The sequence below is a fragment of the Eubacterium sp. OM08-24 genome, from assembly GCF_003438075.1.
Classification (GTDB): Bacteria; Bacillota; Clostridia; order Oscillospirales; family Acutalibacteraceae; genus Ruminococcoides.
In genome coordinates this window covers 338,312-364,983 of sequence record NZ_QSTA01000001.1, presented here as the reverse complement: position 1 = coordinate 364,983, position 26,672 = coordinate 338,312, and the positions used below count along the sequence as shown (strand labels likewise).

Annotated in this window: 31 protein-coding genes and 1 pseudogene; 24 read left to right on the top strand and 8 right to left on the bottom strand. The window is 33.2% G+C overall.

Translation table 11 applies throughout. The features are described 5' to 3' along the window. Window positions 1-92: 92 nt before the first annotated feature. The 5 genes from DXC23_RS01860 to DXC23_RS01845 all read right to left on the bottom strand — a co-directional run bounded on the left by DXC23_RS01860 (window position 93) and on the right by DXC23_RS01845 (window position 5,056). Window positions 93-1,697, bottom strand: coding sequence for a recombinase family protein (locus DXC23_RS01860; protein ID WP_158552400.1), 1,605 nt, complete (start codon window positions 1,695-1,697; stop codon window positions 93-95). A gap of 93 nt (window positions 1,698-1,790) precedes the next feature. Beyond that, window positions 1,791-1,955: a hypothetical protein gene (locus tag DXC23_RS12345; protein ID WP_158552399.1), complete on the bottom strand. Its 165-nt coding sequence runs from the start codon at window positions 1,953-1,955 to the stop codon at window positions 1,791-1,793. A 17-nt stretch (window positions 1,956-1,972) separates the two neighbouring features. After that, entirely contained in the window at window positions 1,973-3,439 is a 1,467-nt protein-coding gene (locus DXC23_RS01855; protein ID WP_117704507.1) for a relaxase/mobilization nuclease domain-containing protein, read from the bottom strand. Next, a complete protein-coding gene (gene mobC, locus DXC23_RS01850) occupies window positions 3,439-3,678 on the bottom strand; it encodes a plasmid mobilization relaxosome protein MobC (protein WP_117704506.1) in 240 nt (79 codons plus the stop codon). The genes DXC23_RS01855 and mobC (DXC23_RS01850) overlap by 1 nt, the downstream gene beginning before the upstream one ends. 241 nt (window positions 3,679-3,919) lie before the next feature. Continuing rightward, complete coding sequence (locus DXC23_RS01845) at window positions 3,920-5,056, bottom strand: AAA family ATPase (RefSeq protein ID WP_242997381.1); 1,137 nt, start codon at window positions 5,054-5,056, stop codon at window positions 3,920-3,922. A 161-nt stretch (window positions 5,057-5,217) separates the two neighbouring features. Between DXC23_RS01845 and DXC23_RS01840 the strand changes: the two genes are divergently transcribed. The 9 genes and pseudogenes from DXC23_RS01840 (at window position 5,218) to DXC23_RS01795 (ending at window position 14,293) form a co-directional block, all read left to right on the top strand. Then, entirely contained in the window at window positions 5,218-5,469 is a 252-nt protein-coding gene (locus DXC23_RS01840) for a hypothetical protein (protein ID WP_117704505.1), read from the top strand. Window positions 5,470-5,771: 302 nt separating this feature from the next. Continuing rightward, window positions 5,772-6,170, top strand: a complete 399-nt coding sequence (locus DXC23_RS01835; RefSeq protein ID WP_117704504.1) for a hypothetical protein — start codon at window positions 5,772-5,774, stop codon at window positions 6,168-6,170. Between the two features lie 6 nt (window positions 6,171-6,176). Next, window positions 6,177-6,572 (top strand): sigma-70 family RNA polymerase sigma factor, encoded by a 396-nt coding sequence (locus DXC23_RS01830; protein WP_117704503.1) that lies wholly within the window; start codon window positions 6,177-6,179, stop codon window positions 6,570-6,572. Window positions 6,573-6,692: 120 nt separating this feature from the next. Continuing rightward, window positions 6,693-7,727 carry a hypothetical protein gene (locus DXC23_RS01825; RefSeq protein ID WP_117704502.1) on the top strand — a complete coding sequence of 345 codons (1,035 nt, stop codon included), beginning with the start codon at window positions 6,693-6,695 and terminating at the stop codon, window positions 7,725-7,727. Between the two features lie 532 nt (window positions 7,728-8,259). Then, on the top strand, window positions 8,260-8,598 hold the full coding sequence (locus DXC23_RS01815) for a hypothetical protein (protein ID WP_117704500.1): 339 nt from the start codon (window positions 8,260-8,262) through the stop codon (window positions 8,596-8,598). Between the two features lie 37 nt (window positions 8,599-8,635). Further along, window positions 8,636-9,262: an HAD family hydrolase gene (locus tag DXC23_RS01810; protein ID WP_117704499.1), complete on the top strand. Its 627-nt coding sequence runs from the start codon at window positions 8,636-8,638 to the stop codon at window positions 9,260-9,262. 98 nt (window positions 9,263-9,360) lie between these two features. Continuing rightward, window positions 9,361-10,212: pseudogene (locus DXC23_RS01805) on the top strand (acyltransferase domain-containing protein). A gap of 11 nt (window positions 10,213-10,223) precedes the next feature. Next, the gene (locus DXC23_RS01800; RefSeq protein WP_117704497.1) at window positions 10,224-12,458 is read left to right on the top strand and encodes a hypothetical protein; all 2,235 of its coding nucleotides are present in this window, start codon (window positions 10,224-10,226) and stop codon (window positions 12,456-12,458) included. 332 nt (window positions 12,459-12,790) lie between these two features. Next, entirely contained in the window at window positions 12,791-14,293 is a 1,503-nt protein-coding gene (locus DXC23_RS01795; protein ID WP_117704496.1) for a RecQ family ATP-dependent DNA helicase, read from the top strand. A 15-nt stretch (window positions 14,294-14,308) separates the two neighbouring features. On the opposite strand, the gene DXC23_RS01790 is transcribed toward DXC23_RS01795, so the two are convergent. Continuing rightward, window positions 14,309-15,850 (bottom strand): recombinase family protein, encoded by a 1,542-nt coding sequence (locus tag DXC23_RS01790; protein WP_158552398.1) that lies wholly within the window; start codon window positions 15,848-15,850, stop codon window positions 14,309-14,311. 177 nt (window positions 15,851-16,027) lie between these two features. Then, window positions 16,028-16,456: a sigma factor-like helix-turn-helix DNA-binding protein gene (locus tag DXC23_RS01785; protein ID WP_117704494.1), complete on the bottom strand. Its 429-nt coding sequence runs from the start codon at window positions 16,454-16,456 to the stop codon at window positions 16,028-16,030. A 322-nt stretch (window positions 16,457-16,778) separates the two neighbouring features. On the opposite strand from DXC23_RS01785, the gene mobC (DXC23_RS01780) reads away from it, so the two are divergent. Both mobC (DXC23_RS01780) and DXC23_RS01775 read left to right on the top strand, forming a co-directional pair. Continuing rightward, a complete protein-coding gene (gene mobC / locus DXC23_RS01780; protein WP_117704493.1) occupies window positions 16,779-17,135 on the top strand; it encodes a plasmid mobilization relaxosome protein MobC in 357 nt (118 codons plus the stop codon). After that, window positions 17,090-18,445: a relaxase/mobilization nuclease domain-containing protein gene (locus tag DXC23_RS01775; RefSeq protein WP_117704492.1), complete on the top strand. Its 1,356-nt coding sequence runs from the start codon at window positions 17,090-17,092 to the stop codon at window positions 18,443-18,445. The genes mobC (DXC23_RS01780) and DXC23_RS01775 overlap by 46 nt, the downstream gene beginning before the upstream one ends. Here DXC23_RS01775 and DXC23_RS01770 read toward each other — a convergent pair whose 3' ends face one another. Next, window positions 18,446-18,901: a hypothetical protein gene (locus tag DXC23_RS01770; protein ID WP_117704491.1), complete on the bottom strand. Its 456-nt coding sequence runs from the start codon at window positions 18,899-18,901 to the stop codon at window positions 18,446-18,448. Between the two features lie 227 nt (window positions 18,902-19,128). Between DXC23_RS01770 and DXC23_RS01765 the strand changes: the two genes are divergently transcribed. The 13 genes from DXC23_RS01765 to DXC23_RS01705 all read left to right on the top strand — a co-directional run bounded on the left by DXC23_RS01765 (window position 19,129) and on the right by DXC23_RS01705 (window position 26,647). Then, window positions 19,129-19,554 (top strand): single-stranded DNA-binding protein, encoded by a 426-nt coding sequence (locus DXC23_RS01765; RefSeq protein WP_117704490.1) that lies wholly within the window; start codon window positions 19,129-19,131, stop codon window positions 19,552-19,554. A 14-nt stretch (window positions 19,555-19,568) separates the two neighbouring features. Then, window positions 19,569-19,889, top strand: coding sequence for a hypothetical protein (locus DXC23_RS01760; protein WP_117704489.1), 321 nt, complete (start codon window positions 19,569-19,571; stop codon window positions 19,887-19,889). Continuing rightward, entirely contained in the window at window positions 19,874-20,350 is a 477-nt protein-coding gene (gene vapD / locus DXC23_RS01755; RefSeq protein WP_117704488.1) for a VapD family protein, read from the top strand. Before DXC23_RS01760 ends, vapD begins: the two co-directional genes overlap by 16 nt. Before the next feature lie 14 nt (window positions 20,351-20,364). Then, complete coding sequence (locus DXC23_RS01750) at window positions 20,365-21,147, top strand: AAA family ATPase (RefSeq protein ID WP_117704487.1); 783 nt, start codon at window positions 20,365-20,367, stop codon at window positions 21,145-21,147. A 17-nt stretch (window positions 21,148-21,164) separates the two neighbouring features. Beyond that, a complete protein-coding gene (locus DXC23_RS01745; RefSeq protein WP_117704486.1) occupies window positions 21,165-22,097 on the top strand; it encodes a ParB/RepB/Spo0J family partition protein in 933 nt (310 codons plus the stop codon). Between the two features lie 5 nt (window positions 22,098-22,102). After that, complete coding sequence (locus DXC23_RS01740) at window positions 22,103-22,567, top strand: hypothetical protein (RefSeq protein WP_117704485.1); 465 nt, start codon at window positions 22,103-22,105, stop codon at window positions 22,565-22,567. A 14-nt stretch (window positions 22,568-22,581) separates the two neighbouring features. Then, a complete protein-coding gene (locus DXC23_RS01735; RefSeq protein ID WP_117704484.1) occupies window positions 22,582-23,487 on the top strand; it encodes a 3'-5' exonuclease in 906 nt (301 codons plus the stop codon). Between the two features lie 133 nt (window positions 23,488-23,620). Further along, window positions 23,621-24,229: a hypothetical protein gene (locus DXC23_RS01730; protein WP_117704483.1), complete on the top strand. Its 609-nt coding sequence runs from the start codon at window positions 23,621-23,623 to the stop codon at window positions 24,227-24,229. Between the two features lie 2 nt (window positions 24,230-24,231). Continuing rightward, window positions 24,232-24,513 (top strand): hypothetical protein, encoded by a 282-nt coding sequence (locus tag DXC23_RS01725; protein ID WP_117704482.1) that lies wholly within the window; start codon window positions 24,232-24,234, stop codon window positions 24,511-24,513. Window positions 24,514-24,559: 46 nt separating this feature from the next. Continuing rightward, entirely contained in the window at window positions 24,560-24,772 is a 213-nt protein-coding gene (locus DXC23_RS01720) for a hypothetical protein (RefSeq protein ID WP_117704481.1), read from the top strand. Window positions 24,773-24,896: 124 nt separating this feature from the next. Continuing rightward, window positions 24,897-25,976: a GH25 family lysozyme gene (locus tag DXC23_RS01715; RefSeq protein WP_117704480.1), complete on the top strand. Its 1,080-nt coding sequence runs from the start codon at window positions 24,897-24,899 to the stop codon at window positions 25,974-25,976. Between the two features lie 20 nt (window positions 25,977-25,996). Then, window positions 25,997-26,431, top strand: coding sequence for a hypothetical protein (locus tag DXC23_RS01710; protein WP_117704479.1), 435 nt, complete (start codon window positions 25,997-25,999; stop codon window positions 26,429-26,431). Window positions 26,432-26,461: 30 nt separating this feature from the next. Beyond that, entirely contained in the window at window positions 26,462-26,647 is a 186-nt protein-coding gene (locus tag DXC23_RS01705; RefSeq protein ID WP_117704478.1) for a hypothetical protein, read from the top strand. The last annotated feature ends 25 nt before the right edge of the window (window positions 26,648-26,672 follow it).

Sequence of the window (26,672 nt, the reverse complement as noted above, 5' to 3'; positions counted from 1 at the left end):
ATACACCTCTCCTTTATTAATATAGTTCATTATACAACTATGATAAAAAATATTCAATAAAATTAGCATTGAAATACTATTTTTAAAATCATTTAAAAACTTTTTAATGAAATGTTTCCATCCTCATCATAACAATCCTTATGTCGTTGAAATTTTGCATTTAACTTGATTTTGATACTCAGCTTTTTGTCTCTTTCAAAAATTATTATTTTATCTACAAGCAATCTGAGGTTTGCGTCGCTGATCGCTCCCTCCTTGATAATTTCTTCGATGATTTCAACGCTGTCTTTCATTTCAGCTTTACGCTTTTTGATAGTTGAGTTATAATCCAGAATGGACTTAATTTCATCTTCAAGCTTCTGAATATCCGACTCGCATTTTTCAAGCATTTCTGTGTAGATATCTGCGTGTTCCCTATCCCTGATTCTCTCAAGCAGGATTTCCTTTTGGTCAGATTTGCGCTGTTCAAGGCTTGTATTGAGCTGTTTCAGCTTATTGTTTACCGTACCTTTATTGCTCATCCATTTCTTTACATCCGATTCTATTGATTTGTAGTTTGCAAGTGCTTCATCCTTGATTAACATAAGCTCATTATAAATCAACTTGTCTAAATATTCCTCATCAATCCTGTGTGCCGTGCAGTGCTCCTTGCCGTAGCGATGATAGCCGTTGCAGTTGTATTCGATGCGTGCGGGTTTATCTTTCCACTTACGCTTTTTGCATACGAATGTACAACCGCAGTCACCGCATTCTATCAGTCCTGTGTATCGGTGGCAGGGATTACCTGAACTCGCTCGAACATTATTATTACGCTTTGAAGATAATAAAAATTGCACCTGTTTCCATTTATCCTTTGAGATAATGGCAGGTGCAAAATTTTCGTGTTTGAATTGTTCTTCCTCAGGCAAAGCCTTTTTGATATGATTAATTTTACTGGTATAAGTCTTGTGACAGGTGACTGTTCCTATGTAAAACTCATTCTGCAAAATCCGTTTTACCGTTGTGTTCACCCATAAGTACCTGCCAGTAATTTCAGGTTTGTTGCAGGGTAATTTCTTGTTGTACATTTTGTTTTGATAGTACTGCGGTGATTTTATGCCTTCATCATTCAGCTTTTTGGCTATTGCTTTTAAGCCGTAGCCTGATAGGTAGAGGTCAAATATCTTTCTGACAATCTCCGCTTCTTCCTCGACTATTAAAATTTCATTGGTGTTCTTATCCTTAAAATATCCAAGCGGTACTGTAATCACAATTCCGTTTTTCTGTTTCTGCTTGTAGCCTGCACGGATTTTCTTTGAAATATCACGAGCGTACATATCGTTGAAAATCCCCTTGAAGCCTATCATCAGGTCATCATCTTCATTGCTTGTGTCAATGTTTTCTGTAACAGAAAGCACTCTGACATCGTGTTCACGAAGATAATCAATGAACATCGCAGTCTGCGTTCTGTGCCTGCCAAGTCGGGATAAGTCTTTTACGATGATTGCTTCAATCGCCTTGTTTTCAACCTGTTCATAGATTTTGCTGATACCCTCACGATTGAAGTGCATACCCGAAACATTATCGTCATATGACTCACCCACGATTTCGTGATTGTTTGCATTTGCATATTCTACTAAAATGTTTCGCTGATTGTTAAGAGAATTGAGTTCAGCATCTCCATCTCTTGACAGCCTGTAATATAGCCACACTTTCATTATCATTCTCCTTTCGTTTGTTATCTGAATGTTGTGGTCACACCACCTCGGTGCAACCACAACATATCACAATTCGTTACTAATATCCAGCAATTAAGCTGACTTTTCATCAATAATATTTTCATCATCAGGCAACAGATTATTTTCCAAAACATAATCCTTGATTACACTTTTCAGGAAAGTATTAAATTGCTCGTCTGTTCCCGTGTAGTTATAAAAAACAGATTCAATTATTACAGGTTCTGATTCTCTGCTCATAGTCCTCCTTTCTCCGACTACATTTGAATGGTCGGACTGTCATCAGGTTCTTCATATTCAATATTTTCTTCTTTTGATATTGTGCCTGCTAGTACACCTACAGCAATTCCTATTGCTGTACCAATATCACTGCCGTTTTGCTCAGCTGTAATCCGCTTTCTGCGTTCTTCTTCATCTTCCGATTCATCATCAATTATCCGAGAAAGTGATTCAGCAAGAGAGTTGATACTGCCGAGGACAGCACAGTTATTGCTATCCATTTTAAGGTTGTCAGCAGAGTTGACCTCTTCACTTGTGAGGCTATTACCGATTCCAACTCCTGGCCTTGCTGCAATGTATTTTTCAAAAACTCTTCTTGACTCTTCCCAGCCTGTTGAATAGATTTGGTCATCTGCGTTTGCATCGACCTGATTCCTTTCAGACTCTGTTCCGAAATTTTCTTCAGCTCCGACTGACAACTCTTCGAGATTGATTCCATATTGTCTTTGTTGATTTCCAGAATCCTCTCCAGATATTCCACCATCTGGTCGTCCGTTGAGATTTTTGAAATCATATTGTACAGCTCCGGTTGAAATGTTATTGCCGTTCTCAACAGATTGAGTTCTTACTCTCTCACTTGAGAAGGAATTGAGATTACTTTCGTTTCTCCTGAGAGCAGTTCTATCGCAGTAAGTGAATTGCTGTTCCTCTGCTTGAGGCTTTCCAAAATATTGTTCTTGCCTGTATCTGAATTCATTTTCAATATTTCCTTTCAAATATTTATCTTCGTGCAGTTTAATATCTCTGCACTTCATTTTGTTCGGACATTGATAGGTGATGTATTTCCTGTCGTCTGTCCAGGTTACGGTGTAACCCATAATTGACATTGCATTTATAAAATCTTCTTTGCAACCGCTTATGTTCATGGCTTTGTCTATGTCATTCATCAGTTTGAATTTCCAACTCTGACCTTTGACAGCCGTGCGGTATTCTCTTGTAGAGATTTTCATACCGTCTTTTCTGTAAGGTTCAAGAGTTGAAAGATTATGCTGTCTGCAAATTTCATCACTCAAGGCTCGTAATAAATTAAGCGTGTTTGGATTCTGTCGAAGCTTTTTGCCATTTTCAAAGCTTACCGAGTTGATTACAGAGTGAGAGTGGATGTGTTGTGCATCACAATGAGTTGCAACTAAAACTTCATATCCTGTCCACGCTTTTTCGGCAAACTCTAATGCAACCTCATGAGCTTTCTGCGGAGTAATATTTTCTTCGGGTGAGAATGATTGAACGTACTGATAGAAATTCATACCGTCAGTTTTACCGTATGACTTTTTAGTAGCCATAAACTCTTTGAATGCATTTTCACCGTCACAATTAATTCCGCTGACAAGTCTTTGATTTGAAATCTCATCATAGACTTTCTTATCCTGACAACAGTAATCAATTACACCTTTCATCGCACTGATTGATTGTTTTGACTCACGAATATATGTCACGGTCGCCATCACTTTTCCTCCGACAGTTTTATGATTGCGTCATAGATTTTTCTTTGCATATCAATTACTTCTGCAAAATTATACGAACAAAAAACACCGCTGTTTATCTTCCTTGTTATCTGATTCAGGTTATTGCCAATCCTTTTCAGTTCAACAAGTAACGGTTGCAAATCAACTACTTTAATTTCGGTTTGTAATGAAGATTTCAAAATATATTCAGTCAATGTCAGCTTAGCTTTCTTTGACATTTTATAGATTGCTGATTTTTCGGAATCAGTTAATCTGATACTTAAAGTTTGATTTCTCTTACGATTTTCTATTTTTATGCACCTCGTATTAAAGTGGGTCCGGGCTTCGCTCGGTTTTTACGTGTTCGGCGGACAGCCGGGCGCTCTGCTTGCCCCGGACAAGTCCGGGAAATGTAGCCCAAACCTCTGCTACTGAAAATAAAATTTCAACTCTGCCGTAAATTTGCCCAAATTGCGATTTTCACTTGCAGTCGGGTATTTTCTCGTACTCTGCAAAATAATCGCACAAGTCGACTCTCGTTGGCTGATACGGCTCGTCAGGGTCGCAAGTGCCGAAAGAAACGCAAGTTTTGGCACCAATAATATTTCCGTCATTTAAGGCACTTGAGTCACTATCGGGCAGATAGTGAACATTTACAAACCTTTTACCGTTACTTCTGTATGAGCTAAAGTAAATGTCATTGCTCTCTAATTCGTAACGCCATTTATTCATCATCTGTTTTAACGCTTTTGCAGAGATTTCTTTACAGCAGAAAGAATTAAATTCTTCTGCGAACTCAGAGTTTGTCCCCTTGAAGACAATCTTTTGTTTCATAAATTCAATTAACGAATTCATTTCTTCCGGCAAAAGTATTTCAGGACTTTCTACACTGTCCGAAACTAAATTCCACATATGATTGTCTTTTGAAAAGTTCAGTTCCAACTCTCTGTATTCAATATCCCTGCCCGTGCAAATCATAGTTGCGTTGTTCTGACTTCTCTTGCTCTTATCAAGAATAAACGTTGTATCAACCGCACCGCTGATTCCTGTTGTGCCTGAGATTTTATTCAGAGGATCATTGTCACCTTGCTTGCGCAGATGATGTACAAGCAGAAGAGAAATTTTCAGCTTGTCCGCTAATCTTTTCAGTTCCTCAATTTCCTGATAATCATTTGCGTAAGTAGTATCCTTATTTTTACTTCGTATCATCTGAAATGTATCTATGACAACCAGAACCGTATCTTTATGCTCTGCGACAAAACTTTCAATCTGTTCTGCAAGTCCGTCCGACAGCGAACACGAAGATGTTGCAAAGAATACATTGTTCGGAACTTCATCTGTAATCTCATTCAGCCTTTGTTGAATTCTGCTCAGGTTATCCTCAAGGCAAAGATACAAGGTAGTTCCTTTCATGGTTTTAAAATTCCACACCTCCTCTCCTTTGGCTATGCGAACGCACCAATCAAGCACTAACCACGATTTACCTATCTTCGGAGCACCGCAGAGCAGAGATACACCCTGCGGTAACAGCGAGTCTATGCAAAAGCTTATTGGCTTGATTCGCATATCCATTAATGTTTCACCGTCAATGGCAGTAAGCTTTTTATTGTTATGCACTATAACAACTCCTTCCATAAAATATTGAATGCTTTTTGCTCTCAATACATAAATGTCAGACTTTTTTTAAATCACAGAAATTCCTGTGACTATTAAATTTTGATACTTAATATATTGTGATATTGCCAATGCAGTGATATAATACTTTTGAGGCGAAGGGATTGAGCTATATTGAAAGGTACGAAAGCAAAATCACAACCTTTGATTATTTTGCAGTTGATTTTGATGACAGGAATATAATTATATGCAACAAGAAATTTCCGTTTGGATATATGAGCAACTGCATTGCTAATCTTCCGAAGGAGGATGCAACAAAGTTGCTGATTCACAGCGGTAAAATAAACCGTCATTGGCAACAAATATTTTCTTATGACTACGGCACACAAGCAACTATATTGCAGTACGGTAAATAAGGAATACTGTGTGCCTTGCTCCTATGTTGCAAAGCACCCTGAAATTACAAAACGCAAAATGAAAAAGCAGAAAAAATCCGACAGTCCGTATTATGTTCTCAGGAACAAGCGCTACAGTTCAATACGCCAAAATAAAAGCCTTAGCTGATACAGTAAAACTATATCAGCTAAGGCTAAAAAGATTATTGATATGAAATTTGAGCGGGCACAGTTTGATTTCGACTATGCAGAAAATCACTAGAAAGAGGAAATGAATTTGGAGAAAATTTACGAGGAAGCAACGAAAGATTAGGAGTGATAAAATGCAAAATGAAAACCTGAATATGTATCAGTTAGGTTACGAACCCACCAGACTTGATGATTTCAATGATTATTTTTTGCAGTACCTGAAAACAAACGATAGTAAATATTTTAATAAATTCTTGCATTTCTATGAGCCTATACTTAACAGAAAAGCTACCGAGTTTATAGAACACAATCACATTGAAGAATATAGACTTCCAGATTTAAAACAAATTTTTGTTTCTCTATTGTGGGACGAATTGCAAAGATATACAGCAGATGAAAAGCTTCCTCTTCTTCAAATTATGAAATATAAAACTCATAAAGCGTGGTTAGAGTATATGCGAACAGACTGCACTATTACAAATATGGAAAGTAAAAATGCACATAACAATCTCAGTAAAGTAACGTCATTGTAATTCAAAATGAAAGATATAAAACTGTTTGATGAAATTGTAAAAGAAATATCTAAACAGTTACATCTTCCCGAGAATACAGTCATTGAGTATATAGAAACAGCGTTAGCAACAAAATATTCCGGAAGCAGAGAATCTTTTGAAATAGAGGATATTTCTGAAATAGAGGTTATTATTTTTGATAACTATAAATCCGAACAAATCAAAAGGGCTATTTTTACACTATCCCCGATAGAGCGCAAATTGCTTGAACTGACAGCAGGGATAAACTTTGATACATTTGAAACAAAAGAAAAGTTGTCCTATAACAGAACAGCACTTCTGCTCGGAATGACAGAAAGTGCTGCTCAAAAGAAACGCAAACGTATTATTGAAAAAATAAAAATTTTATTATATGGCAGCTAATTAAGTCAGAGTACAACAGGAGAAAGGTACATGTTTTTGCATTGTTTGATATTGCTATATTGATTGTTTCATGATAAAATTAATTTATTGAAAAAGTATTAATATTCAATAGGTGAAATAATGAAATCGTACGCCATCGCAATTAATAATTTTACCGGAGATGAAAGCACTATTTCAGCTTTTGATGCTTTCCTTTTAAGAGAAGAGAATAATAGTGAATACAAAAAATTAACTTTATACTACGAAGTCATTGATGATGAATACAAAGTATTTCCCAGATTTAATAAATCAACACAAAGAGCACATTTTGTTTTTTATACAAAGAACGATAACTCAATTCAAAGTGACTCCGAGGGAGAATCTTTAACACACTATGTGGCAAAAACAGCACTTGCAAATCTATCAACTCTTCATTTGGTAAATAAGAAAAATAATATAGACTTGTATCTCAATGTTACAAAAGGAGAAAACGAAAAAATCTTTGATTTTTCCGAACAGTTTCGTGCTGATGTTTATTATGAATTTAGTAAAAATCAAATAAGCAAAATAGGAAAAAGGTGTTTTTATAAATGGTATGGTAAACTTGTTATTGAGGTAGTTGTAACACATAAGACAAATTATAATAAATATAGAACATTTGAAGAAAATGGAATACCAATATTTGAAGTTCCAATTTCGAAAACTTTGAGAGATAAACTCAAATTGGATAAACCGGGTATACCATTAACTCAGGAACGAAAAAACATGGCGATAATTGAAATGAAAAATATTTTTTCAAGAAATATATATGGCAAATTCATTTCTAATCCATCGTCGGAGGAATATGTTATTATGTCACAATACAAAGAAGAAATAGTAAAACTTAAAACAACATATCAACAAAATCTTGAAAAACTAAATAGGTTACGTTCAGAAATTGACATCAAAGAGAAAAAAGTAGAAGAATTAGAATCTAAAATAGCATTCTATAATGATTTAGAAAATAAAATCTATTGCTTGAGTGAAGAAAATAAAAGATTGTCTAAAAATGTTACTAAACTTGAAGAAGAAAATCACACGCAAAGACAAAGAATTAATGATTTTAATAAACATCCTATTAAGGAAATATTCAAAGCAATAAAGAAGGGTAACAGAAAACATGACTTCAAGGAATGAACAATATTAATAAATCAAGCGAAGTGCTTATGATTTGAGAGATTTTGTATTTATATCAATCAGAGTACATCATTACAAAGGAGTTTATGATATTGCAAAAGGTAACTGATTATGGACTTACGAGGAACCATTAACCAAATGGATACAATTGCGTTTATTTTACTATTACCTTATGAGCGAGTTTGCAATATAATTCGTTCAGAGTATTACCATTTTGATAAATATTTTTAGCAAAACTTAGGGAGGCATTATGATTAACGCTTTAACTTACGAGGAAATGATAAAAAAGATAAATAGTAATTATATTGAAAGGGGTCTAAGGAACGATTATATAGGTGTTTTTATTATGCGTCCGGATTTGGAGTCCGGACAAAGCATATTGAATAGCTTGAATTATTACCATCATTTAACCGGCAGAAATGTTAATTTTTATCTTCCATGATTCGGCTCGTATTGGGGTGAGAATTATCCTGATAAGGAAACTGTCGCAAAAATTGATGGAACAGAATGGTACTTTAGTAACGAAGAATTTGTGAAATTCACGAGAAAACTTGAAAGAAAAACAAAATGGGTTTATTCAGGGGAGAGCGAACTAATACTATTGCCTTTAATCGACGGAAAAATATATTTTCAGAAGATTTTAATATTTTACTTAGACGATATGCTAAGAGATGGAGCAATCAAATCCGTATCCGCTTTCTTTCAACAATTATCAAGACTTTTTGAAAGTAAAAGTACATTAAGCGAAATACATGTGGCTTTACGTAAAGATAATGCTATTGAGTTAATTAAAGGAGCTATTCTAAAAAATTTACCCTACGGTATAGGAGATGTAATTACTAGAGGAAATTATTTCGTTATAATGAATTGATACGATGTTTAGAATATAAGTTGAATTTGGTGATAATATGATCAAAAACATTAAATGGATTTTCTTTGATATAGGTTCAACACTTGTTGACGAAAGTGTTGCTTTCCGAAAAAGAGTTGAAAAGACCATAGCAAATACAAATGTTAGTTATGATGATTTTTACAGCAAAATGGTTGAGATTTCAAAATACAATCAAAAAGGCTACCATAAGGCACTTGAATATTACGGCTTAACTATGGCTCCTTGGAACAGTGATGACGAATTTGTATATCCTGAAGCGGAAGAATGTTTAAGAAAATTAAGCAAGAAATATAAAATCGGAATTATTGCCAATCAGGTCTTTGGCAGTGAAGAACGGTTAGAAAAAATCGGCTTGCTTAAATACATAAACCTTGTTGTAGCTTCAGCCGAGGAGGGTGTAGCAAAGCCTGATTTGCGTATCTTTGAAATTGCTCTAAGTAAAGCTGATTGCAAGGCAGAAGAAGCGGTAATGGTCGGTGACAGGCTCGACAATGATATTGTTCCTGCCAATAAAATCGGAATGAAAACTGTATGGATTAAGCAAGGATTAGGCGGACTTGCTACGCCTATGACACAAGAAGAACAACCGAACTACACTGTCAGCAACTTAAACGAGTTATGTGATTTAGAGGATATTTTATGATACGAAAACTACATAGGTATTTTTATTCTATTGGTGATACACATTTGAAGTTAATCCAAACGAGACATTATTGATTTGTCCACAATGGAACGAAAAATATGATTTTTTCTGTTTTCCTACGGATATATGGTGAAAGACTTATGGATATTTTAACGCTTTCCAACAAAATCAAATTGCAACCTGAAATTAAAACTCGTGTGCTTGAATTTGCCGATAACTTTGATTTTGACACAATAGATAAACAGCTAAAGTTTTTTCTTATCTACGAAAAGATGAATGAAGCTTGGTTAGAACTTCAATCTATTCTCGGTGATGATAAAGATAATATCAAGATACTTGCCTGTATGCTGAAAGCATCAGCTGATGCTTATGAAATTTATAAAACAAAGGGTATCAGCGATAAAATTTATTTTGATACAATGAAATGCTATACTCGCTTTATCAATGAAACTTACAAAATGACAGGCAGACTTTATTTTGACAGGTATTGGTGGACTGCTCGCCAAGCTGGATGTCATTTGTTTAGAATCGATGAATTGGAATATGAGAAGAAGCATATTGATGATAAAATTGTAATCGGTATTCATATTCCCTCTGACGCTGATTTTTCTCCGTGTGCTGTTGATAAATCTTTAATGAAAGCTAAAAAATTTTTTACTGAATATTATCCTGACTTAGCAAATGCAGAATACCGTTGTCACTCTTGGCTTTTGGATAGTCAACTTAAAGATATGATAAGATAAAATTCCAATATAATCAGTTTTCAAAATAGATTTGAAATTTTTGACGAGGGTGAAATTGGAACTGATTTTATTGAGTGGTTGTATAACACAGAATCAACTGATTATAGTGCTTTACCCGAAAACACAGCTTTGCAAAGAAATATGAAAATACATCTTCTATCGGGTGGAGTTATCTACAATGCTTACGGAAGATTGAAATATTTTTGAGGTGAATTGCTGTGTATTTTGAACACGAATTAACGGTAAAAATCATGGATAATATTTTATCAAAATCCAACCAATGGGCTTGGTTTATTGATTATGTTGAAAAACAAGAAGTTGATTTTACTGTCAGCGATTTTCAGGATTTTTTTAATAAACATTTTGAAATAAATGATTTATTTATATATCTAACCAAAATCCGTGAGTATTATTATGAGGATCTTGGAATTACTGCTTCCTGGCTAAAGGATTTAGATAATCTTGCACTTTTTTATAACGGAAATATTTCTTTAGATGATTTTATTTGCCAGAATGACTTTTTCCAAATATTTAAAATGCTAATATACTGTGGAAAAATATATAGTGTTGGTAAAAGTGAAAAATATCTTATGTATCAAGATATCTTTTTACTTCGTAATATTTTCCAAAAAGAAAGTATTAATGTATTCTACGATGAAAAAGTAACTATTTACAGATTAATTGATAAAATAGAAATAGATATGAATGAACCCCTTAGTGTGTTCAATGATAATATTAATTATATTTTCGCTGAAAATAAAAATTTTGTTGCAGAACATTACGACGAACTATATAACGCAAATTGCTTTTCATATCATTTCAAGCCTTTGTCTAAATATAATACTTGGCAAGAACGATATATAAATGAAATGATTTCAACAAAATACGAATCTGGTAAACTAAAAGCTCATTCGAGCATAGGTGAAAAAGATTTCCCTGACTTTTCATTGTGGAATAGTGAAATTTTGCATAATATGAAAGCGTATTTTAAAAATGAAGTCACAGATTTTATTATTGAATCTATAGAATATGCACTTCATAAAGCTATTCCGTCGCAATCAACTATCGAAATACATTTTAGGTTATTATTTGAATATTATCAAAATCTAAAAAGCGATAAAGAAAGAGATTATTATTGTTCAAGCTTAGAGTTTATTATTTCTTTCTTAAACGATAGCAAAGTCCAATCTATTATTAGTAAAGAATGTTACATTAATTTATCAAAAGCTATTGAATATGTAAATGCTAATAACGTCTTACTATATTTTGATAAAAAAGGCATATTACGAAACAAAAATAAAAAAGAAGACATAAATAAAATAATTAATGAAAAATTATTTAAAATTAATGAAATCAATGACTTTGTTTCTTTTACTCAATATATAGAGGATGAATATATATTGCATAAAATTGATAAATCTATTGCGGATGTAATATATGATAAATTTGATTCTGTCTTGGAAAAATATGAATATAATCTTCTTCCAAGTTTATTTTTACAGTATTTTCAATTTCTGACTAGAATAATAAACAATAAGAATATTGTTGCAAACGAGATTAGATATGAAATAATAAGAGTAAGATGTTTATGGACAGATGAATACTATAGAAAATCCGTCGGCGTACTAACTTCATTTAAACAAAAAATGACTGTTTCTGATGAGGCTATTAAAAAGCATAATGATCAAATTATTGATAAACCTATTGGCTTCGCCGCAAATATTTTCAATCTCAGCAAAGGCAAAATGATTGAAGGTATGCAAACTATTTCAAATAATCCTTTCTCTGCTCTATGCTCAAATATTATAGTTGCAGAAGATTTCCCAAAGCCGGATGATTTAATATTAGATAATGATCATAATGTTGACAAAATATATGAAGAAATAATCCGAAAAATTATAGACGATAATTATCATAAGTTTTTAAATGTTTTCTCTTCTGATGTATACTTGAAAAGCATATATAGAACATCAAAAGCTCTTTTGAGAGCTGAAATATATTTTTTTACCAATCATGAAATAATTTATAAAAATATAAAAGATAAAAATTCAGAATATAATTTGCTCAGTTTTTCTTCCAATCCTACTCTGGCACATTTAACTCAACTTTTTCCATTATTAGAAAACCGAATAAGAGATTATGGAGAAATATGTGGAATTGTTCCTGTAAATATAAAAAGCGGAAATTGTAATAAACTAAAAAGTCCTACATCTGTTCTTACTGAAATTATTACTAACATTTACAAAGTAACAGACGACTTAATTAATGCGTCAGATTTCTTTTTCATATACTTTTGTATGTACGGAGAAAATGGTTTGAATATTAGAAATGAGTGTATACATGGTAAAAACTATATAAAATCAAATGAAATAGATTTTGCCTTTAAAATTACATTGTTATGTTTACATATGATAGATAATAGATTTAATATGCTTAGGAGAAATTATAATTAACTTTTACAATATAGTCTAACATAATCTTTTGACAATGGGACGGCTTATAATGTATATTTGGACACGAAATTTTGAAATTGATTCCGAATATTGACAAAGAATTAGAGCGAATATTTTTCAATCATTCATACTGTTTTACGGCATTACTCTTATTTTTCACACAATTATGACAACACTGTTGGCTTCTTTTTACTTATTCTGCGTTAGTTTCCGTGGTATGTACAATGAAAATCTTGAAAACGCACGAAAATAGAGTTATAATAAAATTTATAATTTTCAACGCATAACTAGAAAAGAATAAGCAAACACAAAATGATTTAGAGGTATATACGATGCAAGAGATACATTACAACCCGGATATTTATGCAAAATCAACAGAGATAATCAAAGCAATCTACGGTCCCGACGCTTCTTTCCGAGATGGACAATACGAAGCTATTGAGGCAACACTGACCCACAACCGTACCCTTGTTGTTCAGAGAACCGGATGGGGAAAAAGTCTTGTGTATTTTGTGTGCACAAAACTTATTAGAGAACAGAAGCGTGGTGTTACAATGGTTGTAAGTCCATTGCTGGTTTTGATGGAAAATCAGATCGATGCTGCCCAAAAAATGGGGCTTCGGTGTGATATTTTGAACAGCACTGTAAAAGACAGACGAGAAGATATTCTGGCTTCTCTGGAGCAAGATGAGTTAGATTTAATCCTGGTAACGCCGGAAACGCTTTTCAGTGATGATGTTCAGAAGCGATTGAAAAATATCCGAATCGGATTATTTGTAATTGATGAAGCACACTGTATTTCAGACTGGGGTCATGATTTTCGTTTGGAATACGGCAAACTTAAAACAATCATCCAACAGCTTCCTCCTAATGTTCCGATACTTGCAACAACTGCAACTGCAAACGATCGTGTGGTGACTGATCTTCGGAGTCAGCTTGGTAACAATGTTTTCGTTTCCAGAGGACCCTTAACGAGAGAATCACTATATATACAGGTTCTCAATAAACCTGATAGAATTGAACGCTATGCATGGATTTTAGAAAATATACTGAAACTTGACGGAAGCGGAATTATTTACTGCCTCACACAAAGAGATTGCGACTATCTGGCAGATTTTCTGATAAAGAATGGTATATCTGCTGCAGCGTATTATTCACGAGCCGGTGAAGACGGTAACAGCATTGACCGAGAAATAGAGGAGAATTTCAGAAACAACAAATTAAAGGTAATCGTTGCGACAATTAAACTGGGAATGGGATATGATAAGGGCGATATTGCGTTTGTTATCCATTATCAAATGCCGTCAAATATCGTTTCTTATTATCAGCAAATTGGACGTGCGGGACGTAACCTTGACAGGGCATATATTTTCCTTATGTACGGAAAAGAAGATGAGGAAATTTTGAATTATTTTATTAATACGGCTTTTCCTACCGAGCAGGAAACTGAAAGTATTATGCAATACATAGGAAGTAATGACGGAGTTAAAGAAAACGAAATTATCTCAACATTGAATATACGAAATACAAGGATAAAAAAAGCGTTATCTTTTCTTCAAAATGATGGCTTTATCAGAAAAGATAAAAGTTATTACTATTTGACCCCTAAAAAATTTGTATATGATAGAGAGCATTATGAAATGGTAACCGCTATACGCAGGCAAGAAGTGGAACAGATGAAATGTCTTGTAAGTACACAGGAATGTTTCAGTCGATATATCGTTTCTTGTTTAGATGATAAAACTGCTCATAACTGTGGACACTGTGCTAACTGCCTTGGTAAAGAATTCCTGCCTTCTGCGGTTTCCTCAAAATTTATAAATATGGATAGATGAATTGAGGTACAACTTTTACTCAAGGCTTATCATACCAATCCCGTGGTAAAAGATATTAATTTGTTGATTGCGAACATTGTTAATTTTTTCTGTTTCAAATACTACGATTTTTTCAATGAAATCATCTATGACTTCAGGTGTTAATTCGGACAATGGTGTATGGTACTTATTAAGCATCTTTATGAAATTTGAAATTTCTACTTCTTGCTTATTAATAACTACACTTTGTCTTGAACTGTCAATAATGAGTTTTTGCAACTCAGCTTTTTCAATACAAAAATTTTTGTCACACATTTGAAATGTTTCAAGAGTAATATTGCCTTTGACCTTATCCTCGTACAAATTAATAAGAATTTTATCAATCTCCGAAATGCGATTATTAGCATTTTGGAGATTTTTTTCGTTCTCAATTTTTTGCTTTTGAGCTTCTAACTGTTTTTTCATTTCAATCAATGAAACAAGGCTTTTTCTATCTGTCGTAATAAGAGCATTTATGCTTTTTAAAACATAAGCAATTAGCTTTTTTTCATTAACATAGTGAGAAGAACAGTCTGATGACAGTCTTGATTTAGAACATACATATGAGTTTGTACAATTTCTATTGAATTTACGCTGTATGTACATCTTACTATCACAGTCGGAGCAGAACAATACATTGGCAAAAAGTGCTTGTTCGTCAAATCGTCTATATACTCTTTTTCTTTTCGTCCTGAGTAATTGAGCTTTTTCAAAAACTTCTCGCTCTATTATTGCAGGTTGTGTGTCAGTAAACACTTTCTTAGTGCCAAGTTCAGATATTTTAAAATTAACCGTATCGCCTGTATATTCTTGATGAGATAGTATCTGTGTTATAGTCTGCACAGACCAACGAAACGGATTTTTAGTTTTGTCTGATTTCTTAGCATTCGGTGTTTCAATTTTTTGTTGAAACAGATAATTTGCAATCATTGATTGTCCGTATCCTTTGAGATACAAATTAAAAATTATTTTAACAACATTCGCAGATGGTTCATCAATTACCCACTCACCATTTTCGTCTTTTTTATAACCATAAATAGTGCGACAGGTTAATCTTTTACCTGAATTACCTTTGCTTTTTACAACAGCTCTTTGCTTGCGTGACAAATCTTTAGCATACCATTCATTCATAATGTTTTTAAATGGTACAAAATCATTCATTCCTGCTTCACTTATAGAATCTATATTATCTGTTACAGAAATAAACCTTATATCGTTTTGAGGAAAAAGTACCTCTGTGTAGTAACCTACTTTTAGATAATTTCTTCCCAATCGTGATAAATCCTTGACTACAACGCTTCCAATAAGATTATTTTCCACATCGGATATGAGCCTTTGAAAGTCAGGACGATCAAAATTTGTACCGGTGTATCCATCGTCAACATAGAATTCTATCTGCCTTAAGCCGTGTTTGTAAGCATATTCTTGCAATAGTTCTTTTTGATGTATGATAGAGTTGCTGTCACCCTTAAGCTCATCATCAGCCGACAAGCGACAATACAACGCTGTTATTTTTAAATCTTGTCTGTTTTCGTGCATTTTATCCTCCATTATAAACAGACAACAATTGATTACAGCAATCATAACACAACAAAATATTCATTGCAAGAGTTGCGGATAATATACAGAGAAGCCAAGTCCTCTATATATGTTCCGCATTTTTTAGGTTTTTGCACCTCTTTTTTTGTAAAAAAATAAATTATCTTTGATTTTATTTTAAAATTCGTCAAAATGTTGCTCAATAAGTTGTCTTAATTTGCTTAAAGTTCTGTTGAGCTTGCGTACATAGACTTGCCTGGATATGTTGTGCTTCTTGCCGAGTTCTTGATAAGTTTTTCGCTTTACATCCTCATAAAAGAAGCACTCATCTATTATTTGCCTTTCGATTACTGATAACTCTTGCAATGCAGTCATTAGTGCTTTGTGCAGATTATTTTTGTTTATAACGCTATTAATATCTGCACTATTATCAACTTGATTTATATTTTTATCGTTTATATCATCAAGAGATAAAATACTTCTGCATTTATTGCTTCTGTAATCTTTTTCAAAAAGCAAATATTTTTCTTGCCTTGCAGTTTGTCTTTTGTATGCTTTCAGCAAAATTAATTGCTTATCATCAGCATTATTACTGTTATTCGTCATTAAAACTCTCCGTTCCAATAACGATTAACAGACAACATCGATGACATTATAATATCACAATATTTGCCATATAACAATATAAAAATTACAAAAATATATATTTTTAAAAATTTTTATCAAAATTAGGTGCAAAATGCGTTTTTTTGCGGATTATATATAGGGAGTACAGATTATTTCAAATATCCCTTTTCACTAAAATAGCAAGCACTGCTTTGTGTGGACACAAATCCTAATTTTTTCTCCGCTTTAAGCTCCGAAAAATGCTTGTTAAGGGCAAATCCCCTAAAACCCCTAAATACTTATTTTACGAAAGGCTTATCTTATGAAAGATAGAAATATAAAAGACAATGGCAAAAATAAAAATATAATTATCAAGTTCAGAGTATCACCACAAGAATTTGAAATTATCGAAAATAGAATGTCATTAACAAGAGAAATTTCTATAAGTTCTTATACTCGAAAAATGGCAATGAACGGACTAATAATTAATTTAGATTTAAAAGAAATTGCACAGCTTAATAAATCATTAATTAATATCGGTGCTAATATAAATCAAATTGCCAAAAGAGTAAATGCGACAAATCGCTATTACGATGATGACATTAAATATATAAAGGAAGTATCGGAAAATATATGGCAGTCACTAAAATCGGTGCAATCAAAACTTCTCTCGCTGTAGCAATAGACTATATACTAAATCCTGAAAAAACAGACAATGGACGATTAGTGCATACATTTGGATGTACTGCAGACGGTAAAACAGCAGAGCGTGAATTTTTAGATATCAGAGCATTAGGAACAGGAAAAGGATCTGTCCTTGCACAACATATAAAACAATCATTCAAAATCGGAGAAATCACACCGGAACAAGCATTAGAAATAGGAGTTAAAACTGCAGAACGATTGCTTGATAATAACTATCAATATATTGTATCTACACATATTGATAAAGCTCATATACATAATCATATTATCTTTAATAATATTGATTTTGTGAATTTCCGAAGTTTTGAATATCAAAAAAACCGAGGTGGCAAAGTTTGGGAAAAGTTAAGAAATATTAACGATGATTTGTGTCGAGAAAATAATTTGTCTGTAATTGAAAATTCTAAAAATAAAGGTAAGTGCTACTACGAGTGGCAACAGGATTATTTAGGCACGAGTTGGAAGTCTAAACTCAGATATATTATTGATGAAACAATAATGCAATGTACAAACTTTGACGAATTTCTGACACTAATCAAAAGCAAAAAAGTTGAGTGTGTATATACCCCAAATAATGTTGTGAAAATTAAGTTTCGCCTTGAAGGACAAGAAAGATTTTCAAGAGGTCGAACTCTCGGTTGGTTTTATGACGAACCACAAATACGAAAAAGGATTGAACAATATCAGTTTCTTAAAAAAGGCATTTCAGGAAAAACTTATAAGACAAATATTATAGACACTAATAAAATTCAAACATCTAAAGGATTGTTGCATTGGGCTGAATTGCAAAATATGAAAGAAGCATCAAGACTTATAAATTTTTTGACTACGCACAATATCAGCAATCAGGAGGATATTGAAAACAGTTCTACTCAAAAATACAACGAAAGAATGATGCTTGTATCGCAGCTTAACAAGAAACAACGGCAAGTTGATGAAATCGGAGATGTAATAAAACTCATTAACACATACGAAAAATACAAAGCTGTTCATACAGGTTTGCAAAATTCAAAAAATCCGAGCCGTTATAAAAAAGAAAACATCACCGCACTACAAAAGTACGATGATGCCGTTAATAAATTATTAAATTTGTATCCTGACAAAACATTGCCGAGAATTGAAAAACTAACAAACGAAAGGAAACACTTGATTGAAGATATAAAAGAATTAAACGAGCAGTACAAACAAACAGTTAGCGAATTAAAAGAACTTGAGTTTGCCCGTCAGAGTATCGAAGATTATTTAAATGTGTCTGATAAATCACATAAAAACGAATTGGAATAATCAGTCTTTATGATTTTTTATGTAATAATCAATGCAAGTATTAATAAATTCGTTAAAACTCATTTTATGCTCTTTTGCATAGTCTTGCAATTTCTTTTTCTTGCCTTTTGGAAAATACATAAGGAACGAGTCATATGTTCTTTTTGAATAATTACGATTAGCTTCTTTTTTAAGCTGCATACTGTGCTTGTTGGCACAGTCTTCGCACATCTTCTGAGAACCGCTCCTAAGTATATATGTATTGCCACATTCCGGGCATATCTGTTCAGAGCCGAGTCTTCGAATTTTATTTTCGAGCATTTTTTGATAATGCTCTTTGCTTCTTTCAAGCTGCCTTTTATCTCTGCAATATTTGCAATAGCTTGCGTGTGTAGCAGTTGATTTGAATGTGTTTCCGCACATCTTGCAAATAAACTCTCTTTCTTTTGGAATACTTCTCTTATTTATTTTATCCATTTACATCTCACCCTTTTATATATTTGACAATGTTATTATTGTGATATATTGATTATATTTCAGTTTTTTAATGCTGTCAATAAAAAATTTAGATTTTTTGTAAAACCTATGCTTGACAATAATATTATTGTGGTATATAATAAAGCCACGGTAAAACAAAAATAACTTATGCCCCAACGGAGCACAAGTTATTTGAACATAAAACACATACAGAAGGAGTTTTAATAATGATTAGAAACGAAGTAAGACTTATCGGACGATTAACAGCAGAGCCTGAATTAAAGTACACAACTAACAACAATACAGCTGTATGCAACACTGTACTTGCTGTTAATAACAGCTATAACAATGACGCTGATTATTTTCACCTTGTGTTTTGGGAGAGCAAAGCAACTAATCTTTGTAAATACAAAACAAAGGGTGACTTAATTGCCGTTGAAGGCTACTTAAAAACACGCAGTTATATTGACAGTAAAAATATTGTACGCAACATTGTTGAAATTATTGTTACAGAAGTTGATTTCCTTGGTTTTACCAAAAAGGGAATTGACAAAGAAGAACCAATGCCACAGCTTGACCCTGACCATAAGTCCCAGGAAGAATATCAGATGATACACGATGCTCTTTGCAATGAAGAAGATTTACCGTTTTAAGGAGTGATATAAAAATGAAATACAAAGTCGAAATTGTTATTGATGAAGAAAAGGTTATCAATGACGATATTTACGACCCTAAAGAAATGTACGAATATATCAAAAATATGTTCAGGCGGTTTGATTTACCCGAAATCAAAACAGACAAGCCCTATCACCTGATTTTTACCGACAAAGGCAGAAGCAGAGATTACGGTGCATTATGGAGAGTAATTCTTGATTTGTATGATATGGATTGGTTTAAAAATTATGCCGTAAAATATTTTTGGCATAACAAGTCAAATGGCAGCATTGAAGATATTATGTTAGGTTTAAATAAATGCAGAAAGAAATGATTAAATCATTAAAAGCAATCAATTTTGATTTAGACTCTAAGGCTCTTCAAAAAATATATCAATCTGATAATCCTTTTATATATCTAAAAGCATACAAACAAATTAACAAATTCTTTACTGATAACGGCTTCGTCCATAGACAATGGTCAGGATATATTTCAAAAGGAAAACTATTTGATTACGAAATCATAAACCTTATTGATGATATGAATACAACATTCCCTTGGCTACGGAAATGTGTAAAGAAATTTGATGTTACCGATATAAGCGAACAACACGATTTGATATACATATTTCAAAAGCCTGAAAAATCAAAGTTGCAGTCTAAATCGGTTGAAACTAAAGAAAACGAAACTAAAGGAAAAGCTCCAATTTCTTGCAAACAAATTAAGAATAATGCTAAAACAATTGCTCAAAAGAATACAGTCAACGAAGAAAAACAAACAGATAAATCACGATAACGGAGGTATGCACAATGTGTAAAATTATATCAGTAGCAAACCAAAAAGGCGGAGTTGGCAAAACTACAACAGCATTTAATATATCAGCAGCACTTGCTCTCAAGAACAGCAGAGTCCTTGCAATAGATTTTGACCCGCAGGCAGACTTATCAAAATATGCCGATTTCGACAATACGGATGGTAACCCTACAATGAGTGACCTTCTCATCGGCAAGGTAGGTATGAGTAAGGCAGTCAAAATTAAAGACTGCATCAGACATAGCGAGATTAATAATCTTGATTACATACCTTGCGATATTAACCTTGCAAATGCAGACTTATTCCTTGCAGGAGTCCTTTCGAGAGAAACCATACTCAAGCGTATCCTGAATGATGACATAATTAAGCAGTATGATTATGTAATCATTGACTGCAATCCGTCTTTAGGTGTTTTGCTGATGAACGCTCTGACTGCAAGTTCCGGAGTAATTATTCCTGTACAGGTACAAGACTTCGCCTTTGGCGGTCTTAAAACGCTTACAGGAGTTATTACACAGATACAGGAAACAATCAATCCGGATTTAAAGATCCTCGGCGTACTGCCGACAATGGTTGACCGTACCAACGCAAGCAAGCGTGTTGTTGAACAACTTGAAAGCATCTATAATGAAGCTCTTTTTAGCACTCAGATACATCGTGCTACACAAGCAGTTGAAAGCACAAAACAGCACAAAGCATTATGCTTGATTAAGGGCAGCAAGCTCGGAGAGGAATACATAGCTTGTGCCGATGAATTGTCGAAAAGAATCGGTGCATAATTTACGGAGGTATTACAATGACAGGCTTTAATTTTGGAGCTATGCTCTCACAAAATAATCAGATAAAGCAAATACCGCTTGATATGCTTGTACCGTTTCACAATCATCAGTTTTCATTGTATAACGGCGAACGCAGGGATGATATGGTTGAATCAATCAGAAAAAATGGAGTAATGACTCCGATTGTGTGCAGACCTAATCCTAACGGTTCAGATACATATGAAATTCTCATTGGTCATAACCGATGGAATTGCTCAAAGATAGCAGGACTTGAAACAATACCGGCTATCATAAAAGAACAGCTCACAGAAGAGGAGGCTCAGACTTATGTTGATGAAAGCAACCTCATTCAGCGAGGATTTAATGACCTTAAAATATCAGAACAGGCAAGAATTATTGCAAGACGATATTCTGAAATGTTCTCTCAGGGAAAGCGTAATGACATTATCAATGAAATAAGAGCGTTAAACGGTGAGTCTGAAAGCAACGGTAACAGCCGAGAAAAGGTTGCAGAAGAATATGGATTAGGAAGGAACACAATAGCAAGACTTGTGAGAATAAGTAAGTTGTGTGATGGAATACTTGCTTGGCTCGATAAAGGTCAGCTTGCAGTTAGAGCCGGTGTTGAGTTGTCATATTTGACCGCAGAGGAGCAGTCAACACTACTTGAGATTAATACAGCTGATAATAATGATATGCTGATGAAAATATCAGAAGCACAAGCAAGAGATTTACGAGTTTTATCGGTTGATTGCAAAAAAGAAAACCTTGAGCTTACAGGAAACCAAATGCTCAAGGTGCTTGCCATTAAAAAGAAAAAGCCTGATAAAAAAATTGCTATCAATCCAAACACTTATAAAAAGTATTTTACAGACAAAAGCAATGATGAAATTCAACAAATAGTTGAACAAGCTCTTGAAATGTTTTACAGCGATAGAAAGGATGTGTAACTATTATGACAGTTGATAATTTTTTAGAGTTTTTCAATTTTAACAACTCAATTCAGAGTTACGAAAAAATAAATTACGACGGAACGAAAATACCAAAATACGCCCTTGAGGAAGTAATTGACGAACCTGGCAACAAAGAATACAACTATTACAGTTACAACTTTAAGACAGGCAACTACAATATGAGAAGATTATATTGGAACGAGGGCATTTTTACTCATTATCTTTATCATCAAAAGCGTGATGAATTACAAGAAATGCTCAATGATGGCTCACTGTATAAGACAATTATGCAACAGGTTATTGATACTGACAAAAAGATTGACGATACAGTAAAAAAGCTTGAGAACAGCAACAACGATATTCAGCTTGCCAAACGCAATAATGATATTGAAAAATATAAAAAACTGCTCAACAATCTAAGATTGATTGTAAGAGAAGATGTGTATAAAAATATGGTTTTTGTATAAAAAGGAGCGTATATATGAGCATTTGGGACGATTATAAAACAAGCGTAAGGACAAGGATAAATGTTAAGCAAGATAGACTTTTGCTGACCGAAAGGCAGTGGAAGCTCAAGCACTATGTTAAGCTTAACGAAAAATGCGGTAAGTATCTATGGGTTAATGCTTATTGTCCTAATCAAGAGCTATATCTGTGGGACGAGGAAGTACGCAAAATGACTGATGAAGAGCTTGCTACTTACCGTGCAGAAGAAAAAGAAAAGCGTGTCGCTCGTCAAAAAGCCTTTTTACAGCAACAAAAGGTAAAGAAGGAAGAAGAGTTACTGCAACTGCGTCGAGAAATCACACAGGACATTATTAAAAACACTTTTACAGCTCAAAATTTTGACTCAGGCATAGAATATGACGAAATAGTCATAGATACAGAAACAACAGGACTTAATGCCGATACCGATGAGCTGTTACAGGTGTCAATTATAGACAGTCAGGGCAATACGCTCTTCAACAGCTATATTAAGCCGCTTTTCACCGAAAATTGGGATGGAGCTATGGCGGTAAATCATATAACCCCCGAAATGGTAGCAAACGCACCCAACATCATTGAAGTCAAGCAAGAAATTAACAAGATAATTAATTCAGCGAATGTGATTGTGGGTTACAACACAGATTTTGATTTAAGTTTTCTTTCTGCTGTCGGCATTGAAAACAGCAAGGCGACTGTCATAGATGTTATGCAAGATTTTGCAGACATATACGGCGAATGGAGTGATAAGTATGGCTGCAATAAATGGCAGAAACTAACTAAGTGTGCAGAGTATTACGGTTATGACTGGGAAAACGATACAGCACACGACAGTTTAGCTGACTGCAGAGCTACTTTGTATTGCTATAAAAAAATGAAAGAACAAAAGGAACTGGAATCTTAATGTTACTTTACTCAGAAATTTTTGTTACGATTAATGTGTTGGCAATAATGTTTAACGATTATGTGATGTGTATTTCCGGCGACACTCCAAAAACATATACAGATAAAGAAAAGAAGGAAAGGAAAAGAAACTAATGTTGAAATCGCAAAAAGTGTTCTATGTGGTATGGTGTATACTATTTCTTATTTACTTTTTAGTCCTTATATTTTTCCAACCCTATATTACTAATAAATGTGAGTCAAATTACGCTGAATATTATGCACAAGCGAAAAATAATACGCAATTAGAAAAATCACAAAATAAAACAAAGTGTACGAAAGCTGTGGATGTGATTGATACTGACAAAATGCAAATTGTTAATACTATATATTCTTTTTCATATGAAGATGTATTTAATTTTGATGAAGTATATTACGATAGCGATACTAAGTACACCGAAGGTTGCACATATGATTGCACAATATATACTTTTTATTGTGTTAGTAATGAAACTTTTGCCAGTTATAAATTTTTAGTAGTAGGTAATGGCAATACAAGCAAATCAGGACAAGTGTTTAATTTAGAAAACAAATCTTCTGAATGTATTGATAGTTTTGCCAAGGAAATATTATCAAATAATATAGACAACATTTCAGGCAAATGTACTTGTTTGCTGATTTTTACAGGAATAATTATTATAGTGTTATTTTTTGTTATACCCATATACTTGGAAATTCGCAACTCGAAAAGAAGGAGTAATTAATATTGTTAAAATTAAAAATTGATTTAAAAGGCAATATATCTGAGTTTTTGCAAAATCTCACTTGTGATGACGATATAGCAGATACATTGGTAACTATCTTAGATAGAATTATTATAGACGAATACATTAAGCCGAGTCCTATTGAAAATTCTTTGCCATTAAACCAAAAAGAAGAATTAATTTATAACAAAAGAAATGAAATTTTATCAATGATGTCAAAAAGAAAAATCGATACAAATTACATTTCTTCAAGTCAAACAAGTGACCTATATTCAAATATATAACCGAATTAAATCAAAAGTGCAAGTTATGATAAACGGAGGTACTGATATGGTAGAAAATATGATAGGCAAAAAAGTTTTCTTGATTGATGACTTAGGTGACGGAGAAATGCTGATGTGCAGTGATACTGTCACCGCAGTTCTTTTGGAAGAAAACAGTATGAGCGTAAGGTGCAAAACATCAGGCAATGAATTTTGGACTGTTGGTAAAAATGCTTTTTTCAGCGAATGTGAAGCAAAGCAAGCATTTAAAATGAGGTGAGCATAATGGCTTTAACTTGGTGTGTAATGAGTTTTTTAGCGATAACTGATACATTTATAGTGTACACACTGTTTATTGCTTCAAATAAATGTGATGATTTATTAAATAAAGGATTAATGGGTAAATGAAAATAAAAAATATAATAATTGGTGTAATTACGAGTATTGTACTTATCAATTGTGGAATGTCTGTACTTGCAAAAGGTTTTGATATTAATGCGGATAATAAAATTGATGTGAATGATGTTACATATTTGCAAAATGCTTTGTCTGATTTTGCAGAAGATACAAAACTTGATTTGAACAATGACGGCAGAATTGATGTAAACGATGTATCGTTTTTACAAATTGAAATCAGCAATCAGAGCGTAGAAAATAATACACAGATAAGTATATCAACAAAAGAATATTGCAAAAATGTCGGTGATACTTTTACGATTTCTGTTGATACAAATAATAATGTAAATGAGATCACCTACTCATCTTCTGACAGCTCAGTTGCAAAAATAGTTGCAACGGACAAGCACTCAGTAAAAATTAAGGCTAATAAAGTTGGCAACGCAACTGTTACTGTTAAGCAGTGCAGGGAAACTGTAACAGCAAAAATCAAAGTTGAAAAAGCAAGGTGTGTTGATTTATCGGAGTGGAACGGTGATATTGATTTCAATAAAGTAAAAAAGTCAGGTGTTACTTGTGTAATTCTCAGAGCCGGTTACGGTAAAGACGATAATCAAGAAGATAATAAATTTAACGAGTATTATCGTCAAGCAAAAAACGCAGGTTTAAATGTTGGAGCATATTGGTACAGTTATGCTACTACTATTGACGCTGCAAAAGCCGAAGTCAGGAATTGTATGAAGACCATTAGGGGCAAAGAGTTTGACTTGCAGGTTTTCCTTGATGTAGAAGAATACAGACAGGCTGTTTTGCCACGCAGAACATTGACTGATATTATTTCAACCTTTTGTGACGGAATAAAGGGTTATGGATTTGATGTTGGAATGTATAGTGCAAAATCAATGCTTGTTGACAGTGCTTATCCTGATGAGCTTGCAAGCAAATATTTAATTTGGATGGCAGCACCAAATAATTCGTACAATGAGCTTCCGTCATTTGTTGATATTCATCAGTATTCGTGGACAGGCAATGTTGACGGGATTTCCGAAAAGGTTGATATGAATTACATATATAATTTAAACTATTAAAATTATAAGGAGGAGTTATAATGATTTGGTTAGGCATTGCTATAATACCTGTTATACTGTTAGTGATAGCAATAAATATTAAAAGATATGGTGATGTGAGTAATGGAACTCTAATTACTCTAATGGTAATATGTGTTATAATGTTTTTTTCATTACTTGCAAGTGAATATATACCACCTATTGCTATTAGTGACAAAAAAAGTACAACATATGAAATAACAGAATTCAAAAAAGTTATCAGCGACAACAATGAAGAATCGTATGTATATACTACTAATAAAACTGAGGTACACAGTGCAAGAGTTGAAGATAAAAGAGATAAAAGAAAAGACGGAGCTATTACTTCAATTGACTTAGCAAATAGCAATCCCTCAAAGCTCATTGTTAAAGAATATGAGTGTTTACGCTTGGTGGATTTTTCAATGATTAAAAATCACGAATATATTTTTATATAGCTCATATAAAAAAATTAAAGGTGATAATAAATGCGTAAAAAATATGATAGCAAGGATTTTTTTATCGTTGCGGACTCAAAGAATGATTCTATTAAAAATTTTTCTTTATTAACGAAAGAAAATTTTGAAACAAATACAATTGCACCTATATCAAATAACCTTACTCTTGGTAATAGCGGTAAGGGAACTGAATTTATTATTGGTGAAGCAAAGTAGTTAAAACTAAAAGGCAGATAACACC

Bases quoted from the DNA above. Each gene is read 5' to 3' on its own strand.
- vapD (WP_117704488.1), top strand. From the start codon at position 19,874: ATGCAGAAAGAAATGATTAAATCATTAAAAGCAATCAATTTTGATTTA.
- DXC23_RS01830 (WP_117704503.1), top strand. From the start codon at position 6,177: ATGAAAGATATAAAACTGTTTGATGAAATTGTAAAAGAAATATCTAAA.
- mobC (WP_117704493.1), top strand. From the start codon at position 16,779: ATGAAAGATAGAAATATAAAAGACAATGGCAAAAATAAAAATATAATT.
- DXC23_RS01810 (WP_117704499.1), top strand. From the start codon at position 8,636: ATGATCAAAAACATTAAATGGATTTTCTTTGATATAGGTTCAACACTT.
- DXC23_RS01795 (WP_117704496.1), top strand. From the start codon at position 12,791: ATGCAAGAGATACATTACAACCCGGATATTTATGCAAAATCAACAGAG.
- DXC23_RS01740 (WP_117704485.1), top strand. From the start codon at position 22,103: ATGACAGTTGATAATTTTTTAGAGTTTTTCAATTTTAACAACTCAATT.
- DXC23_RS01825 (WP_117704502.1), top strand. From the start codon at position 6,693: ATGAAATCGTACGCCATCGCAATTAATAATTTTACCGGAGATGAAAGC.
- DXC23_RS01790 (WP_158552398.1), bottom strand. From the start codon at position 15,850: ATGCACGAAAACAGACAAGATTTAAAAATAACAGCGTTGTATTGTCGC.
- DXC23_RS01705 (WP_117704478.1), top strand. From the start codon at position 26,462: ATGCGTAAAAAATATGATAGCAAGGATTTTTTTATCGTTGCGGACTCA.
- mobC (WP_117704506.1), bottom strand. From the start codon at position 3,678: ATGTCAAAGAAAGCTAAGCTGACATTGACTGAATATATTTTGAAATCT.
- DXC23_RS01785 (WP_117704494.1), bottom strand. From the start codon at position 16,456: ATGACGAATAACAGTAATAATGCTGATGATAAGCAATTAATTTTGCTG.
- DXC23_RS01715 (WP_117704480.1), top strand. From the start codon at position 24,897: ATGAAAATAAAAAATATAATAATTGGTGTAATTACGAGTATTGTACTT.
- DXC23_RS01770 (WP_117704491.1), bottom strand. From the start codon at position 18,901: ATGGATAAAATAAATAAGAGAAGTATTCCAAAAGAAAGAGAGTTTATT.
- DXC23_RS01745 (WP_117704486.1), top strand. From the start codon at position 21,165: ATGACAGGCTTTAATTTTGGAGCTATGCTCTCACAAAATAATCAGATA.
- DXC23_RS01710 (WP_117704479.1), top strand. From the start codon at position 25,997: ATGATTTGGTTAGGCATTGCTATAATACCTGTTATACTGTTAGTGATA.
- DXC23_RS01750 (WP_117704487.1), top strand. From the start codon at position 20,365: ATGTGTAAAATTATATCAGTAGCAAACCAAAAAGGCGGAGTTGGCAAA.
- DXC23_RS01720 (WP_117704481.1), top strand. From the start codon at position 24,560: ATGGTAGAAAATATGATAGGCAAAAAAGTTTTCTTGATTGATGACTTA.
- DXC23_RS01855 (WP_117704507.1), bottom strand. From the start codon at position 3,439: ATGGCGACCGTGACATATATTCGTGAGTCAAAACAATCAATCAGTGCG.
- DXC23_RS12345 (WP_158552399.1), bottom strand. From the start codon at position 1,955: ATGAGCAGAGAATCAGAACCTGTAATAATTGAATCTGTTTTTTATAAC.
- DXC23_RS01835 (WP_117704504.1), top strand. From the start codon at position 5,772: ATGCAAAATGAAAACCTGAATATGTATCAGTTAGGTTACGAACCCACC.
- DXC23_RS01860 (WP_158552400.1), bottom strand. From the start codon at position 1,697: ATGAAAGTGTGGCTATATTACAGGCTGTCAAGAGATGGAGATGCTGAA.
- DXC23_RS01765 (WP_117704490.1), top strand. From the start codon at position 19,129: ATGATTAGAAACGAAGTAAGACTTATCGGACGATTAACAGCAGAGCCT.
- DXC23_RS01775 (WP_117704492.1), top strand. From the start codon at position 17,090: ATGGCAGTCACTAAAATCGGTGCAATCAAAACTTCTCTCGCTGTAGCA.
- DXC23_RS01735 (WP_117704484.1), top strand. From the start codon at position 22,582: ATGAGCATTTGGGACGATTATAAAACAAGCGTAAGGACAAGGATAAAT.
- DXC23_RS01760 (WP_117704489.1), top strand. From the start codon at position 19,569: ATGAAATACAAAGTCGAAATTGTTATTGATGAAGAAAAGGTTATCAAT.
- DXC23_RS01730 (WP_117704483.1), top strand. From the start codon at position 23,621: ATGTTGAAATCGCAAAAAGTGTTCTATGTGGTATGGTGTATACTATTT.